Source organism: Roseicyclus sediminis (genome assembly GCF_025515305.1).
GTDB classification, from domain to species: Bacteria; Pseudomonadota; Alphaproteobacteria; order Rhodobacterales; family Rhodobacteraceae; genus Roseibacterium; species Roseibacterium sediminis.
This window is the reverse complement of sequence record NZ_JAOPHT010000016.1, coordinates 27,992-43,423: the sequence shown is the minus strand read 5'-3', so window position 1 is coordinate 43,423 and position 15,432 is coordinate 27,992. Positions and strand designations below refer to the sequence as shown.

Sequence of the window (15,432 nt, the reverse complement as noted above, 5' to 3'; positions counted from 1 at the left end):
CATGGACACAATACCCGAAAGACCCGGCCAGCCGGCCTTCGTTCTCGTGCGCCCGCAGATGGGCGAGAACATCGGCGCCGCCGCGCGCGCGATGTGGAACTTCGGCCTCGACCGGATGCGCGTGGTCGAGCCGCGCGACGGCTGGCCGAACGAACGCGCCGTGGCGCTGGCCAGCGGGGCGGGGCGGCTTCTCGACCACGCGGGGCTGTTCGGCGACGTGCCGTCCGCGATCGACGATTGCACCTATGTCTATGCCACGACGGCGCGGGAGAGGGGCCTGACCAAACCCGTCGTCACGCCCGAGCGCGCGATGATCGAGGCGCGCGAGATGATCGCCGCGGGCGGTCGGGTCGCCGTCCTGTTCGGGCCCGAGCGCGCGGGGCTGGAAAACCCCGACATCGCGCGGGCGAATGCCATCGTCTCGGTGCCGGTGAACCCGGATTTCCCCTCCCTGAACCTCGCGCAATGCGTGCTTCTGTGCGCCTACGAATGGCGGCGCACGACGGTCGAGATGCCCCAGGCCGTGATGGAGATGGCGCGCACCGATTTCGCGACCGGGGCCGAGATCAACGCTCTCGGCGACCATTTCGAAGACCGGCTGGAGGAGGCCGGTTTCTTCTTTCCGCCGGAAAAGGCCGCGGGGATGAAGACGAACCTGCGCAACCTCTGGGGCCGCCTGCCGCTTACCCGGGCGGATGTGCAATCGCTTCACGGGATGATGCGCCAGATGGTCCGCTGGGCGGAGCGGCGCGACCGGGACTGAACCCGCCTCAGCCGCCCTTCCGCACGCGGTAGGCCGGCACCGGGCCGTCCTCGGCCCCGAGATAGGCATGGCCCGCCTCGGCGCAGAAATGGGGCACGTCGATCGCCGCCATCGGATCGCTCGCCAGGAGCCTCACGACCCGGCCCGGAGCCACGCCTTCCAGCCGCTTGCGCAGCCGCAGGACGGGGAGGGGACACTTCAGCCCCGTCGCGTCGATCTCGATCTCGTCTTCCATGCCTGTGGCCTACCGCCCGGCCCGGCCTGCGTCCACGCGAATGTGACGCAAGGGCCGCGTGACGAGCCGGAAAAAAGTGTTTACCTCTGCGCCCATGTTCGGGATCGACCTCTTCGACGCATCGCTTCTGCCCGCGATGCTGGTGGCGCTGACGGCGGGCGCGCTGAGTTTTCTCAGCCCCTGCGTCCTGCCCATCGTGCCGCCCTACCTCGCCTACATGGGCGGCATCACCATCGAGGAGATGGACGCAAGCCCGAAGGCCGCGCGCAGGAAGGCGCTGCTGGCCGCGCTGTTCTTCGTGCTGGGCCTGTCCACCGTCTTCATTTTCCTGGGCTTCACCGCCTCGATCTTCGGGCAGTTCTTTTTGCAGAACCAGATCCTTCTGGGCCGGATCGCGGGCCTGGTCATCGTGATCTTCGGGCTGCATTTCCTTGGAATCATCAACATCCCGATCCTCAATCGCGAGGCGCGGCTCGACGCGGGCGACCGGGGCGGCTCGGCTCTGGGCGCCTACATCCTCGGGCTTGCCTTCGCCTTCGGCTGGACGCCCTGCATCGGCCCGCAACTCGGCGCGATCCTGTCGCTTGCCGCCACCGAGGCCAGCGTCGGGCGCGGCACGATGCTTCTGGGTGTCTACGCCATCGGTCTCGGCATCCCGTTCCTGCTCGCGGCGGCCTTCATCGACCGGGCGATGGCGGTGATGGCGCGGCTCAAGCGGCACATGAAGACGATCGAGCGCGCGATGGGCGTCCTCCTTGTCGGTGTGGGCGTGGCGCTGATGACCGGGGCCTTCTCGGCCTTCGCCTTCTGGCTTCTGGAAACATTCCCGGCGCTCGCGCTCCTGGGCTGATTTCCGCCCTGACGCCGCGCGCTTCCCCCTGTAGTCTCGCCCCATGAGCGGTGCGGAGACAGATGCGCGACCCGTCCGCCGGCGCGTCGTGCTCTACGTGCCGGGCTACGACCCCGTGCCGCCCCGAAAGTATCGCGAACGCTACCGGCGCCAGGCCGCGCGGCAGGCGGCGCTTTCGGGCCACGAGATCGCGCTTGGGGCGGCCGAGGGCGACGCGCGCTTCGGCTGGCATGTCTCGGCCCGGATCGAAGGGGAGGCGGTCGAGACCGAGGTCGAGGTGCTCTACTGGGCCGACATCGTGCGCGCCTCGATGGGACAGAGCATCGCCGCGACCTACGGGCAGCTTCTGCGGACGGCATGGGTCTATCTCCGCTCGGGTGCCCTGTTTCGCCTGATGCGGCTGAGGAAGGGACCGGTGATCGCGGCGCTCTTCCCGGTGGCGGTGCTGCTTGGGCAGCTTGCGCTGGCCCTGGGCCTCGCGGCTGTGGTCGCGGCGGTCGGGCAGGCGGTCCTGCCGGGGGCGGGCATCGTCGCGGGTCTGGGCATCGGCCTTCTTGCCGCCGGGACGCTCCTGCGCTGGTTCCGGCGGCGCGACCACCTGCTGGCCTGGTACCTGATGCACGACTACGCCTTTTCGGCCCAGTTCGAAGGAGCCTATCCCCCGGAACAGGAGGCGCGCATGGCCGAGTTTGCCGACCGGATCGCCGGGGCGCTCGGGGGCGGGGCGGACGAGATCCTCGTCGTCGGCCATTCCTCGGGCGCCTATCTCGCCGTCTCGATCCTGGCCGATCTCCTGCGCGGCGGGCGTGTGCCGGAGGCGGGGCCGGTCCTGTCGCTGCTGACGCTCGGGCAGGTTATCCCGATGGTAAGCTTCCTGCCGCGCGCGACCCGTCTTCGCGACGACCTCGCGCGTCTGGGCGAAAGCGACCGGTTGGCCTGGGTCGACGTGACCGCGCCCGGCGACGGCTGCGCCTTCGCGCTCTGCGATCCGGTGGCGGTCTCGGGCATGGCGGGGCCTGACAAACGCTGGCCGCTCGTGCTGTCGGCGGCCTTCAGCAAGACCCTGTCGCCAGAGGCATGGTCGGCACTCCGCTGGCGGTTCTTCGAGCGGCATTTCCAGTATCTCAACGCCTTCGACAACCTGCCGGGCGACCCGGGGGATTACGACTACTTCGCGGTCACGGCAGGCCCGCGCACGCTCGCGGCGCGGTTCGCAGGCCGCAAGCCCTCGTCCAGCCGGATCGAGCGGCCGGTCTGCGCCTACGGGGACCGCGCCGCGTGAGCCGCGACCTGCCGCCCAAGCCGCCATCCCGCGCCGACCGCGTGTCGCTCTGGCGCTACATGCGCCTGTTCCGGCAGGACATCCTCTCGGCCCAGCCCGAGCGGCTCTATCGCGCATGGATGGCGGAGTTCCGGACGCCCTTCTTCCGGTCCTGCCTCGTGAACCAGCCTGATCTTGTAGAAGAAGTTCTGAAGGTTCGCCCGATGGACTTTCCGAAGTCCGACCGCGTGGGCGAGGGGCTTCGTCCGCTGCTGGGCGCTTCGGTTTTCCTGACCAACGGCGCGACCTGGGCGCGACAACGGCGGATCATCGACCCGGCCTTCGAGGGCGGGCGCCTGCGCGAAACCTTCCCCGCGATGCTCGACGCCGGGCAGGCGGCGGTCGCGCGTCTGGACGAAGGGGTGCGGGACATCGAGGAGGCGATGAGCCACGCGGCGGCGGACGTGATCTTCCGCACGCTCTTCTCCCTGCCGATCGAGGACGCGGTGGCCGCCCGCGTCTACCGCGCCTTTCGCGCCTACCAGCGGACACAACCGATCCTGAACCTGCGCGCCTTCCTGCCCCTGCCGGCATGGATGCCGCGCGGGCACCGGGCCGAGACGCTGAGGGCCGCACGCGAAATCCGGGAGCTCATCACCGCGCTGACCGAGGCGCGGGCGGCGGAGGTCGCCGCCGGAACGGCGCCCGACGACCTCGCCACGAAGATCCTGACGGCCCGGGACCCCGAGACCGGCGAAGGTTTCACCGCCGGGGAGATGGTCGACCAGGTCGCGATCTTCTTTCTCGCGGGCCACGAGACGAGCGCCAGCGCGCTGAGCTGGACGCTCTATCTTCTCGCCCGCTACCCCGAATGGCAGGCGCGGGTCGCCGAGGAAGCCGCCGCCCTGGCGCCCGAGCCGGGTTTCGGCGATATCTCCCGGCTTCGCATCGCGCGGGACGTCTTCCGCGAGGCGCTCCGGCTCTATCCCCCGGTGCCGATGATGGTGCGCGAGACCACGAAGGCGGAGCGATTCCGCGACCGCGACATCCCCAAAGGCGCGCAGATCGTCATTTCGCCCTGGCATCTGCACCGGCAGGTCCGGCTCTGGGACGACCCCGACGGTTTCGATCCCGGGCGCTGGGGCACCGAGAACGGCAAGGCCTGCCTGCGCGAGGCTTTCATTCCCTTCTCGGCCGGGGCGCGCGTCTGTCCGGGGGCCGGCTTCGCGATGGTGGAAGGGCCGCTGCTTCTGGCTCTGCTTCTGCGCGCGTTCCGGTTCGAATGCGTGCCGGGCGACGCGCCGGTGCCGGTTGCCTACCTGACGGTGCGGGCCAGGGACGGGATCCGCCTGCGCGTGTCGCGGCGTTGAGCGGAGCTGTCGGCCTGTCCCGGGCGGTTTCGCCGTCGAACACGGGCGAGGCCGATATACCGATCGATATCCCGAAGCGAACGTCGGAGGATCCTGCCGTCGCGCATCGGCCTCGGGCGGACCGCGTGGGCCAGGAATGCCTCGGGCGGGATATGCGGCGGTCGCCCCTCCGTGGCGGCCACCCCTGTCATGCCGTGGTCAACGCGGCGTTACCGCCCGGCCTTGACCTCTTCCAGCACGAAGACCCGGATCGCCGAGGCGAGCCCGGATTTCAGGCCGCGCCCCGCGTCGATCTCGGCTGCAAGCGCGTTGACCGAGACGCCGCGATCCTCCGCGATCCGGCGGAACTCGTCCCAGAACGCATCCTCAAGCGAGACGCTGGTGCGGTGACCGCGCAGCGTGAGCGACCGTTTGCCCGGCCGCCCGCTCATTCCTCGTCCCGCCGGTGGTCGTCGAGCCTCCCGGCCTCCAGCCGCGCGCGCGCCGCCTCCGCCTCTCGTTCCGCCTTCGTCCGGCCGAACTTCGCGGCATTGGCATCCGCCTTCCGCTTCTTCTCGTCACGGGCCCGGGTCTTCCGCGCGCGGGAGAGGCTGACGACCTTGCCGCTCACTTCGGGCCGATCATGTCCTCCGGCCGCACGACGCGGTCGAAGGTCTCCTCGTCGACGAAGCCGAGGCGGATCGCCTCCTCCTTCAGCGTGGTCCCGTTCTTGTGAGCTGTCTTCGCCACCTTCGTCGCGTTGTCGTAGCCGATGGTGGGCGCCAGTGCCGTCACCAGCATGAGGCTTTCGCGCATCAGCTTGCCGATCCGCTCCACGTTGGCCTCCGTCCCCATCAGCATCCGCTCGGTGAAGCTGTCGGCGGCATTGCCCAGAAGCGTCATGGATTGCAGGAGGTTGTAGGCCATCATCGGGTTGTAGACGTTCAGCTCGAAATGCCCCTGGGACCCCGCGAAGGAGATCGCCGCGTCATTGCCGAGGATATGGGCGCAGACCTGCGTCATCGCCTCGGCCTGGGTCGGATTGACCTTGCCCGGCATGATCGAGGAGCCAGGCTCGTTCTCGGGCAGGATCAGCTCGCCAAGGCCCGAGCGCGGGCCCGAGCCGAGGAAGCGCATGTCGTTGGCGATCTTGTAGCAGGCCATGGCGGCCGTCTTGATCGCGCCCGACATGAAGACCATCGCGTCATGGGCCGCGAGCGCCTCGAACTTGTTCGGCGCCGTGACGAAGGGCAGGCCGGTGATGGCGGCGATGTTCGCGGCCACCGTCGTATCCCAGCCGATCTCGGTGTTCAGCCCCGTGCCCACGGCCGTCCCGCCCTGCGCCAGTTCGTAGATGCCGGGCAGCGCGAGCTTGATCCGCGCGATCCCGTTTCGGACCTGCATGGCGTAGCCCGAGAATTCCTGGCCGAGCGTGAGAGGCGTGGCATCCTGCGTGTGCGTGCGCCCGATCTTGATGATGTCGCGGAACTGCTCGGCCTTTGCTTCCAGCCCCTCGGCCAGCTTTTCGAGCCCCGGGATCAGCACTTCGTGCGCCGTCACGGCGGCGGCGATGTGCATGGCCGTGGGGAAGGTGTCGTTCGAGGACTGCCCCATGTTGCAATGGTCGTTGGGGTGGACCGGCGACTTCGAGCCGATCTCGCCGCCCAGCATCTCGATGGCGCGGTTCGCGATCACCTCGTTGGCGTTCATGTTCGACTGGGTGCCGGACCCCGTCTGCCAGACCACCAGCGGGAAGTTGTCATCGAGCTTGCCGTCGATCACCTCCTGCGCCGCGGCGATGATCGCGTCGGCCAGCTCCGGCGTCAGCTTGCCGCTGGCCTTGTTGGCCTCGGCGCAGGCGCGCTTGATGACGCCGAGGGCGCGGACGATGGCGACCGGCTGCTTCTCCCAGCCGATGGGGAAATTCATGATCGAGCGCTGGGTCTGCGCGCCCCAGTACTTGTCGGCGGGCACCTCGAGGGGGCCGAAACTGTCGGATTCGGTTCTGGTGGCGGTCATCTCTGGTCCCTCCGGTATGCGGTTGCATGCCGTCTAGCGCGAGGGCGGCAGCCCGCGCAACGGCACGAGTTGCCTCAGGCGCCCGTTTCGGGGCTTGCCCGGTAGAAGCGGTAGACGCGGGCGGGCGGCAGGTTCCACCAGATCTTGCCGCTCACCCGCCAGTCGAGGCCCAGTTCCTCTCGGACCGCGCGCGTCACGGGAGGCTTCGGGCCATAGGTGAACTGGACATAAGTCCCGCCGGGCGCGAGGCGGGCGAAGCTTCCGCTCAGGATGTCGCGCTGCAAGGCCACCGGCATCGACAGAAGCGGCAGGCCCGAGACCACGGCCTGGGCCTTCTCCACCGGCAGCTCGCCGACATCGCCCGCGCTCATCTTGTGGACGTTCAGGCCGGGGAAGCGGGCGCGCAGCCGGTCGCAGAAATCGGGGTTCATCTCGATGGAGTGAAGGTTTTCAGGGGCCACCCCACGGCCCAGTATCGCCTGCGTGATATTCCCCGTCCCGGCGCCCAGTTCGATCACGGGGCCGGCGCCCGGATCGATCTCGGCCACCATCTCGGCGCAGAGGAAACGCGACGAAGGGGCCAGCGCGACGACCTGGTGGGGGCGGCGCACAAGCTGACCGAGAAAGAGGGCGAGGTCGGAAGTGGCCATGGCCATGTCTCGGGGCAGGCGGCGCCTCGCGGGCGCGGCGTTTTCGGGAAGGGACCGTGCCGGGACGGTTCAGTGGTTGCGGCGGAAGGTTTCGAGGCTGACCACCTCGGCGTCGCGGGGGGCCGGCCGGTCCTCGTCGGTCCCGTCATCCTCGTCGCGTCCGCCGTTCGGCGGGTCGTCCCCGGGCCCCTCGGGCGCCGGCGCGGTTTCGAACCGAAGGCCGAATTCCACCGAGGGATCGACGAAGGTGAGGATCGCGTCGAAGGGAATGCGCAGGCGCTCGGGACTGTCACCGAAATTCAGCGTGATGGCGAAGCCGTCATCATCGACCTCGAGGCCGTCATACCAGTGCTGGATGACGATGGTCATTTCCTCGGGGTAGCGGTCCTGCAGCCATGGGGCGAGGTCCACCCCTTCGTGGCGGGTGTCGAAGGTGATGAAGAAATGGTGATCGCCGGGCAACCCGTCGCGCGCCACATCCGACAGCACCGTCTGGATAAGGCCGCGCATCGCGTGATGCATCAGGCGGCCATAGGCGATGGTCTCTGATTTGTCGGACATGAAAGACTGCTGTTCCGGCTTGGCTACGCCTTCACCATAGAAGATTCGCGGCGATATGAAAGTCGGCTGGTGCCTCGCGCCCGGGCCGCCCGCTTGGGGGGTGGCGACCCAGGGCTCGGTCAGGTATTGGCGAGGATCAGCCAGGCGGCGAGGGCGGCCTCCGAGCCGAAAAAGGTCCAGCTTTGCCGCGAGGCGGCATTGTCGCGGAAGATCGAGGTGATGCGCCCGACCGCCGCCCCGGCATAGGCAAGGCCCATCACCACCCATCCGAGCGGTTCGTTCAGGATCATCGCGCCGAGGCCGAGGCCGACGAAGAGGCATCCCGACACCGCCGATACCTCGGTATAGGCCATGTGCGTGGGCCCGGCGACCATGTCGAGCTGCTGCATCGTCCAGCGCGGCGCGAGCCAGCCCAGAAGACCGAGCCCGATGGTCAGCAGGGCAACACCCATGTTCACGATATCGACCAGGGTCAGTACACCCAGCATTCCTGTTCTCCGCTCCGTTCGTCTAACGTTAAACGGCACGCGAAGCGCTTTGGATCACTTGCAGCTGAAAAAAAACTCACGGAGGCGTGAGTTGCCGTGATCGCTTGCGGCCGGACGAGGAAACTGGAGGGGGAGAAAGTGCAGGCTTCTGTTGCCAGGTGCCTGCGAACCCCGCCTTACGCTGCTAGGCGCAAGGACTTAGATTTCGATTCCTCGAACTGCTTACGCAGCCAGAGCAACCGGAGCACGATTGTCGTTGGCAATTATGCTTTACGGACCGATAACGGTGGTACCTCACCGGGACAAAGCCACGTCTTTACACGTTCGTCGATCCTGTTTCGGCCCCGTCCTCCCCCCAACGAGGGGTCTGATGGTGGAGCCGCCGGGTACCGCCCCCGGGTCCGATCCGCTTATTCCACGCGCGTTTATGTCCATAGTCCCCGAGGGGACACCTGGAAGATACGCGCGCGGCTCGCGCGATTCAAGATGCGCCTAGTCCTCGCGCTCGCTGGTGAAGGTGAGGGGAAAGCCGGCCGAGACGCCCATCTCGTTGGCGCGTGCGCATTTCGTCTCGGCGATCTCGAATGTGTAGACGGCGACCACGCAGGCGCCCCGCTGATGGGCGGTCAGCATCACGGTATAGGCTTCGTCGAGCGACATGCCGAACACCGCCTTCAGCACCTTCACCACGAAATCGCGCGGCGTGAAGTCGTCGTTGAGCAAGATGACCTTGTAGAGCTTTGGCCGCTCCGTCCGGGTGCGGGTCCGCGGCTCGAGATGTGTCGTTGTCCCCGTCACGTCTGCCGTTCGCCTCCGGAGCCAATGGCCGGTCCGCCGCGGCGGACGCGCGCATCCGCGACGCACCGCGATCGGCATCAACTATAGCAGACGGGTTTCCCGATGTCCCCGGGGATGCGGGGGTGGCGCCCTGCGGCTTCGGCGCCGGGCATTGTCCGGGTGAGGCTGCACCGGGCGTGCCCTCCGGCGTCCGGACCGGGCCGAGGCCGCGCTTACGGCGCGCGACGAGCGATCAGGCGGGCAGGGGGGCCGGGACGAAAACGGGCGCCCGCAAGGGGCGCCCGGTTCCGTTCGTGGTGGAGGGCTCAGAAGCCCGCCTTGATCCGCTCGAAGGCTTCGGCCTGACGCTCGCGCTGCTCGTTCGAGATCGGCAGCTGCGCCAGGACAGGCACCGTCACCGTGCCAAGGCCCGCGGCTTCCAGTGCCTCCGCGCCAAGCGACTGCAGGGCGGCGTCGTTCGCCGTGCCGAAGCCGTTGTCGAGGAGCGGCCGGGCGGAGACCTCCGCATGCATCGCGTTGACGTAGTCATAGGCCTGGTCCTCGGAGCCTTCGCCCTCGGCCATGTTCACGTAGCCGCAGAGCCAGACGCTCGAACCTTCGGCCGTATTGCGCTGGAAGCCCACGGGGAAGCCCTCGTCGGCCAGCGCCACCGGAACCTCGTTCCAGACCCAGGCTGCCAGCACCTGGCCCGAGGCCATCAGCTGCTGGATCTCGGCGGGGTCGACCCAGTAGTTCAGGAGGTTCGGGTGAATGCCGCGCAGCCATTCGGTCGCCGCCTCGAACTGCGCGTCGGTGACGTCGGACCAGTCGGTCACGCCCGTGGCGAGGTAGGCCAGCGCATAGGCGTCATCGACGTTGTCGGGGATCGACAGGCGCCCGGCATAGGCGGGGTTGTTGAAGATCTCGAGGCTGGCCACGTCTTCGGCCGGGACCTCGTCGGAGTTGTAGGCGACCGCGGTCGAGCCGTAGTCGGTGGGCAGGAAGAACAGCTCCGCCGATCCGGCCAGCACGTCCTGGCCCACGAGGTCGGCGTTCAGCGTCTCGTAGGCCGCGATGCGGGTCCGGTCCCAGGGCTCGATGATGCCCGATTCCTGCCAGCGCGGCACGGAGCCCGCGCAGATATGCGTCACGTCCGAGCGGAAGCCCGCGAGCAGCCGCTGAAACGCCTCGTCCTCGTCGCCGAAGAAGACGAATTCCGGGCCGCTGCCATGGGTGTCGATGAAGGGCTGGTGATAGTCGGGGTTTTCGAAGCCCGAGTAGTCGAAGACGAGAAGGTCCTGAGCGAAGGCGGGGACGGCCAGAGTGAGCGAGATCGCGGTGCCGAGAGAGAAACGATGGATCATGATGCTGGGGGTTCCCTGTTGGTATCCTTGTAGTCCGATTGCGCGGGAAACTAGGGTTTGCACCCTTTTCCTGCAAGGGGCGCCGCTGCGGTGCCGCGAGGATTTATCGCTCCTGCCGGGCCTGCGCGCGCGCATCGAGAACGGCACGGGCGAGCTCTTTCGTATAGGTCTCGATCGCGTCGAGCTCGGCCAGCGCCCCGGGGGCATCCCCGGCCTCCACCGCGTCCGCCAGCGCAGTGTGCAGCGCACCGATCCGTTCCCGAGACCGGGCGGTGAAGGTGATCATGTTCATCAGCGGCTGCATCGCCTCGACCGCCCCCGCAAGCGCGTAGGACAGCACGGGATTGCCGGCCGCATCGACCAGCGCCCGGTGGAACGCGACGTCCGAGGCGCAGAACGCCTCGTCTGTCAGCCCAGGCTGGCCCTGCCGGAAGATCTCGGCCCGCATCGTGGCCAGCTGGTCGGGCGTGCGCCGTTCGACCGCGAGAGGCGCGCAGGCGCGCTCCAGGGCGAACCGCGCCTCGCAGGCGGTCTCGAAGGCGACGTCGTTCATCGACAGCAAGAGCGTCGCGGTGGTGATCGCCTGCGGATAGGCGTCCTGGTAGCTCAGTCGGTTGACGAAGGCCCCGCCCGTCGCGCCCCTCTGCGTCCGGATCAGCGACTGCGCCGCCAGCCGCTTCAGCGCCTCGCGCACGGTGGGACGAGAGACGTCGAACTGCTCGGCCAGCTCGGCCTCGGACGGCAGGCGCTCGTCCACGATCAGGCGACCGGACACGATGGCGTCGCGGATCGCATCGGCGATCTGAGCGGACAGGCCGGACGGGTGATCGGGATCGATTTTCATTTGTCAGACATTTAAAAGTCTGACAATTATCTGCGCAAGGGATTTTCGCGTTCGGGGAGGATCGCGGAGCATGGTTGCGGCACGCATTCGCGGCATGACGCGCCCGCACTGGCTGGCGCTTTACGGCGGTATCTTCGTTGCATGGGCCGCGCTCTACGTCATGGCTCTGCCGCAGGATCTGCGTGAGGCGGGGGCCATCTACGGGGCGGAATTCCTGCGCAGCCTGTGCATCGTGTCGCCGGATGCGGCGGGCTTCGCGGGCCTTGTCGCCATGTGGCTCCTGATGAGCGCCGCGATGATGGCGCCGACCGCACTTCCCGCCTTTGCCACCTATGACGAGCTTGGCGCGCGGACCCAGACGCGATTCGGCGCGCTGCTGGGCGGATACCTCCTGATCTGGGCGGGGTTCTCCGTCCTTGCGGCGGGCGCGCAGATGGCGCTGACGCAGGCAGGCCTGCTGACCGTCTTCGGCGACAGCCGCTCGGCGGCGCTGTCGGGCGGGCTTCTGGTCCTGGCCGGGCTTTACCAGTTCAGCGCCTTCAAGGAGGCCTGCCTCAGCCAGTGCCGCGCGCCGCTGGCCTTCTTCATGGAACACTGGGCGGAGGGGCCGTTCCGGAACGGCCTCCGCCTCGGCGCGGTCTGCCTCGGCTGCTGCTGGGCGCTGATGCTGCTCGCCTTCGCGGGTGGCGTGATGAACCTCGCCTTCATGGGGCTCGCCACCCTCGTGATGGCGCTCGAGAAACTCACCTGGATCGGCGCGGTGATCACCCGGCCGCTGGGTGGACTACTGATCGCGGGCGGGCTCGTGACGCTCGTTGCCGCCCTCATCTGACGGAGGAAAGACATGGCCGTGAAACGCAGAGCCGACGCCGACCGACTGCCGGTCAGCCAACGCATCGACAGCCGGGTGGAAAACCCCAAGCGCCGGCAGATGCGCCCGACCGACTGGGCGATCAAGGGGGAGCTGTTCCTCAACTGCTCCTGCACCGTGTTCTGCCCCTGCGTCGTCAGCCTCGGGAAACACCCGCCGACCGACGGCACCTGCAAGGCCTGGATGGCCATCGCCATCGACGAAGGCCACTACGAGGGCGAGAGCCTTGCGGGCCTGAACGTGGGTCTCATGGTCGAGATCCCCGGCAAGATGGCCGAGGGCGACTGGAAGGTGGCGGCCTATATCGACGAGCGCGCGAGCGGCAAGGCGTACAATGGCCTGCTGCAGATCCTGTCGGGGGCCGCGGGCGGCACCACCGGCCTTTTCACCCTCCTTGTCTCCGAGATCATCGGGGCCGAGCGCGAGAAGGTCGAGATCGTCCGCGAGGGGCGCAAGCGCGGTCTCTATGTCGGCCGCAAGATCCAGGGCGAGATCGAGATGATCGATGGCGCCTCGCCGGATCATCCGGTGGTGATCAGCAACACGAAATACTGGATGGGTCCCGACGTTATCGCCGCGCGCGGGCTGAAGTCCAAGGTGCGCGATTTCGGGCGGGTCTGGGACCTCTCGGGCAAGTCGGGCGAGATCTGCGCCATCGACTGGTCGGGTTCGGCCGGGAAATAGGCACATGATCACGCCCGCCTATTGCCAGACCATGGCACGCTACAACGCCTGGCAGAACCAGTCGCTCTACCATGCTGCGGCGGGCCTGTCCGAGGCGGCGCGGGAAGAAGACCGCGGCGCCTTCTTCGGCTCGATCCGGGCGACGCTCAGCCACCTCATGTGGGGCGACCTGATGTGGATGGCGCGCTTCGACGGCGGCGAGGGGCCGGGCGGCGCCATATCGGGTTCGGCCGACCGCTTCGACTGGCCGACGCTCTGGGCCGAACGCCCGAAGCTCGACGCGCGCGTCGCCGGCTGGGCCTGGATGGTGACGGACGAGGAGTTGTCGGGCGACCTGCGGTGGCATTCCTCCGTGCTCGGGCGCGACATGGCCAAGCCCTTCGCGCTCTGCGTCATGCACCTCTTCAATCATCAGACCCATCATCGCGGGCAGGTCCACGCGATGCTCACGGCGGCGGGCGCGCGTCCCGACGACACGGACCTTCCCTTCATGCCCGAGGAGGTGCCGGAATGGCGCTGATCTCCCCCTCGCGCCGTCTCCGGCGCACACCCTTCTCCGACGGTGTCGAGCGTGCGGGCGTCTCGGCCTACACGGTCTACAACCACATGCTCCTGCCCACGGTCTTCCGTTCGGTCGAGGAGGATTACCGCCACCTCAAGTCCGCCGTGCAGATCTGGGACGTGGCCTGCGAGCGGCAGGTGGAGGTGCGGGGGCCCGACGCGGGCCGCCTCGTGCAGATGCTGACGCCGCGCGACCTGCGGGGCATGTTGCCCGGCCAGTGCTACTACGTGCCGATGGTCGACGAGACGGGCGGCATGCTGAACGACCCCGTCGCCGTGAAGCTGGCCGAGGACCGCTGGTGGATCTCCATCGCCGACAGCGACCTTCTGCTGTGGATCAAGGCCATCGCCAACGGCTACCGCCTCGACGTGCTGATCGACGAGCCCGACGTCTCGCCGCTGGCCGTGCAGGGGCCGCTGTCGGACGACCTGATGGCGCGGGTCTTCGGCGATGGCGTGCGGCAGGTGCGCTTCTTCCGCTTCGGGCATTTCGACTTCAAGGGCCGCGACCTTGTCATCGCGCGGTCCGGCTATTCCAAGCAGGGCGGCTTCGAGATCTATGTCGAGGGCGAGGACATCGGAATGCCGCTCTGGGATGCGCTGATGGAGGCGGGCCGCGACCTCGACGTGCGCGCGGGCTGCCCCAACGGGATCGAGCGGGTGGAAGCGGGCCTGCTGAGCTACGGCAACGACATGACGCGCGAGAACACGCCGCATGAATGCGGGCTGGGGCGGTTCTGCAACACGGCGACGGCCATCGGCTGCATCGGGCGCGACGCGCTCCTGCGGGTGGCCAAGGAAGGCCCGGTCAAGCAGATCCGGCCGATCGGGATCGACGCCAAGAAGCTGCCGCGATGCGACCGGGGTTGGCCGCTTCTGGCCGGAGACAAGCGCGTGGGCAGCGTCACCTCGGCGGCGATATCGCCAGATTACGGGTGTGGGGTTGCAATAGGCATGGTTCGCATGACCCACTGGGACGCGGGCACCGAACTGACGGTTCAAACCCAGGACGGAAGCTTTCCCGCAATGGTTCAGGGAAGTTTCTGGGAAGAAAAACAGACGATTGCCGCGTGAAATTCACGCAACCGGAAAGACGAGGGAGACCGACATGACATTTCGTGCCTTGGTGGTGGAAGAGGAAGAACAGGGCCAGAAATCGGCCATGGTCCGGACGCTCGAGGACGACGCGCTGCCCGAGGGCGACGTGACCGTGGCGGTCGAATATTCGACGCTGAACTACAAGGACGGCCTTTGCCTGGGCTCGGGCGGCGGGCTCGTGCGGAAGTATCCCCATGTCCCGGGCATCGACTTCGCCGGCACCGTGGAGGCCAGCGACGACGCCCGTTACAAGCCCGGCGACAAGGTGGTGCTGACAGGCTGGCGCGTGGGCGAGGTGCATTGGGGCGGTTATGCCGAGAAGGCGCGGGTCAGGGCCGACTGGCTGGTCCCGCTGCCCGAGGGGCTGACGACGCGCTCTGCCATGGCGGTGGGGACCGCGGGCCTGACCGCGATGCTCGCGATCATGGCGCTTGAAGATCATGGTCTAACGCCCGGAAATGGTGAGGTTCTCGTGACTGGAGCTGCGGGCGGGGTGGGCTCGGTCGCCACTGCCGCGCTGGCGCATCTCGGTTACGAGGTCGCCGCCGTCACCGGGCGGCCCGAGCAGGCCGATTACCTCACGGACCTCGGCGCCAAGCGGATCGTGCCCCGCGAGGAGCTGGCCGAGACGGTGAAGCGGCCGCTGGAGGCCGAGACCTGGGCTGGGTGCGTCGATGCCGTGGGCGGCGCGATGCTGGCGCGCGTGCTCGGGCAGATGAAATACGGTGCGTCGGTCGCGGCGGTGGGTCTGGCGGGCGGCGCGCAACTGCCCGCGACGGTGGTGCCGTTCCTGTTGCGCGGCGTGAACCTTCTGGGGATCGACAGCGTGATGCAGCCCTACGGGAACCGGGTCAGGGCCTGGGAGCGCGTGGCCCGCGACGTGCCGATGGACAAGCTCGAGGCGATGGTGCAGCCGGCGGGCCTCGCCGATCTGCCCGATCTCGGTCGCGCGATCCTGAAGGGGGGCGTCCGGGGCCGCGTCGTGGTGGACGTTTCGGCCTGAGGCCGGCGGCGCAAGGGGGCGCTGCCCCCGCGCCTTGCGGCGCTCCCCCGGAGT

The 15,432-nt window shown here is 68.3% G+C and carries 19 protein-coding genes and 1 other RNA gene; 9 read left to right on the top strand and 11 right to left on the bottom strand.

Going from position 1 to position 15,432, the window contains the following annotated elements:
• Position 1: 1 nt before the first annotated feature.
• The gene (locus tag N8I71_RS16960) at positions 2–763 is read left to right on the top strand and encodes an RNA methyltransferase (protein ID WP_262879203.1); all 762 of its coding nucleotides are present in this window, start codon (positions 2–4) and stop codon (positions 761–763) included.
• A gap of 7 nt (positions 764–770) precedes the next feature.
• Here the strand turns inward: N8I71_RS16960 and N8I71_RS16955 are convergent, their stop codons facing one another.
• The gene (locus N8I71_RS16955) at positions 771–998 is read right to left on the bottom strand and encodes a sulfurtransferase TusA family protein (protein WP_262879202.1); all 228 of its coding nucleotides are present in this window, start codon (positions 996–998) and stop codon (positions 771–773) included.
• A 94-nt stretch (positions 999–1,092) separates the two neighbouring features.
• On the opposite strand from N8I71_RS16955, the gene N8I71_RS16950 reads away from it, so the two are divergent.
• From N8I71_RS16950 to N8I71_RS16940, 3 genes are read left to right on the top strand one after another with little or no spacing between them, the layout of a single operon-like run.
• Entirely contained in the window at positions 1,093–1,848 is a 756-nt protein-coding gene (locus tag N8I71_RS16950) for a cytochrome c biogenesis CcdA family protein (RefSeq protein WP_262879201.1), read from the top strand.
• A 43-nt stretch (positions 1,849–1,891) separates the two neighbouring features.
• Positions 1,892–3,130, top strand: a complete 1,239-nt coding sequence (locus N8I71_RS16945; protein ID WP_262879200.1) for a hypothetical protein — start codon at positions 1,892–1,894, stop codon at positions 3,128–3,130.
• A gap of 59 nt (positions 3,131–3,189) precedes the next feature.
• Entirely contained in the window at positions 3,190–4,479 is a 1,290-nt protein-coding gene (locus N8I71_RS16940; RefSeq protein WP_262879245.1) for a cytochrome P450, read from the top strand.
• 209 nt (positions 4,480–4,688) lie between these two features.
• On the opposite strand, the gene N8I71_RS16935 is transcribed toward N8I71_RS16940, so the two are convergent.
• The 10 genes from N8I71_RS16935 to N8I71_RS16890 form a co-directional block, all read right to left on the bottom strand.
• Positions 4,689–4,910: a ribbon-helix-helix domain-containing protein gene (locus N8I71_RS16935; protein ID WP_262879199.1), complete on the bottom strand. Its 222-nt coding sequence runs from the start codon at positions 4,908–4,910 to the stop codon at positions 4,689–4,691.
• The gene (locus N8I71_RS16930; protein ID WP_262879198.1) at positions 4,907–5,089 is read right to left on the bottom strand and encodes a DUF4169 family protein; all 183 of its coding nucleotides are present in this window, start codon (positions 5,087–5,089) and stop codon (positions 4,907–4,909) included. Before N8I71_RS16930 ends, N8I71_RS16935 begins: the two co-directional genes overlap by 4 nt.
• Positions 5,086–6,477, bottom strand: a complete 1,392-nt coding sequence (fumC, locus tag N8I71_RS16925) for a class II fumarate hydratase (RefSeq protein WP_262879197.1) — start codon at positions 6,475–6,477, stop codon at positions 5,086–5,088. Before fumC ends, N8I71_RS16930 begins: the two co-directional genes overlap by 4 nt.
• A gap of 74 nt (positions 6,478–6,551) precedes the next feature.
• Complete coding sequence (locus tag N8I71_RS16920) at positions 6,552–7,133, bottom strand: class I SAM-dependent methyltransferase (RefSeq protein ID WP_262879196.1); 582 nt, start codon at positions 7,131–7,133, stop codon at positions 6,552–6,554.
• A 63-nt stretch (positions 7,134–7,196) separates the two neighbouring features.
• On the bottom strand, positions 7,197–7,688 hold the full coding sequence (locus N8I71_RS16915; RefSeq protein WP_262879195.1) for an SspB family protein: 492 nt from the start codon (positions 7,686–7,688) through the stop codon (positions 7,197–7,199).
• Positions 7,689–7,807: 119 nt separating this feature from the next.
• Positions 7,808–8,176 (bottom strand): DUF4345 family protein, encoded by a 369-nt coding sequence (locus N8I71_RS16910; RefSeq protein WP_262879194.1) that lies wholly within the window; start codon positions 8,174–8,176, stop codon positions 7,808–7,810.
• A 137-nt stretch (positions 8,177–8,313) separates the two neighbouring features.
• Positions 8,314–8,665: a transfer-messenger RNA gene (gene ssrA / locus N8I71_RS16905) on the bottom strand.
• 3 nt (positions 8,666–8,668) lie between these two features.
• A complete protein-coding gene (locus N8I71_RS16900; RefSeq protein ID WP_262879193.1) occupies positions 8,669–8,974 on the bottom strand; it encodes an ATP-dependent Clp protease adaptor ClpS in 306 nt (101 codons plus the stop codon).
• 305 nt (positions 8,975–9,279) lie between these two features.
• A complete protein-coding gene (locus N8I71_RS16895) occupies positions 9,280–10,317 on the bottom strand; it encodes a type 2 periplasmic-binding domain-containing protein (RefSeq protein ID WP_262879192.1) in 1,038 nt (345 codons plus the stop codon).
• Between the two features lie 103 nt (positions 10,318–10,420).
• Positions 10,421–11,161 carry a FadR/GntR family transcriptional regulator gene (locus N8I71_RS16890; RefSeq protein ID WP_262879191.1) on the bottom strand — a complete coding sequence of 247 codons (741 nt, stop codon included), beginning with the start codon at positions 11,159–11,161 and terminating at the stop codon, positions 10,421–10,423.
• Positions 11,162–11,231: 70 nt separating this feature from the next.
• Between N8I71_RS16890 and N8I71_RS16885 the strand changes: the two genes are divergently transcribed.
• From N8I71_RS16885 to acuI, 5 genes are read left to right on the top strand one after another with little or no spacing between them, the layout of a single operon-like run.
• Entirely contained in the window at positions 11,232–11,993 is a 762-nt protein-coding gene (locus tag N8I71_RS16885) for a DUF2182 domain-containing protein (protein ID WP_262879190.1), read from the top strand.
• Positions 11,994–12,005: 12 nt separating this feature from the next.
• Positions 12,006–12,716, top strand: coding sequence for a DUF1326 domain-containing protein (locus N8I71_RS16880; protein ID WP_262879189.1), 711 nt, complete (start codon positions 12,006–12,008; stop codon positions 12,714–12,716).
• 4 nt (positions 12,717–12,720) lie between these two features.
• Positions 12,721–13,236, top strand: coding sequence for a DinB family protein (locus N8I71_RS16875; RefSeq protein ID WP_262879188.1), 516 nt, complete (start codon positions 12,721–12,723; stop codon positions 13,234–13,236).
• Positions 13,227–14,351 (top strand): dimethylsulfoniopropionate demethylase, encoded by a 1,125-nt coding sequence (locus N8I71_RS16870; RefSeq protein ID WP_262879187.1) that lies wholly within the window; start codon positions 13,227–13,229, stop codon positions 14,349–14,351. Before N8I71_RS16875 ends, N8I71_RS16870 begins: the two co-directional genes overlap by 10 nt.
• A 34-nt stretch (positions 14,352–14,385) precedes the next feature.
• Positions 14,386–15,378, top strand: coding sequence for an acryloyl-CoA reductase (acuI, locus tag N8I71_RS16865; RefSeq protein ID WP_262879186.1), 993 nt, complete (start codon positions 14,386–14,388; stop codon positions 15,376–15,378).
• Positions 15,379–15,432: the final 54 nt, after the last annotated feature.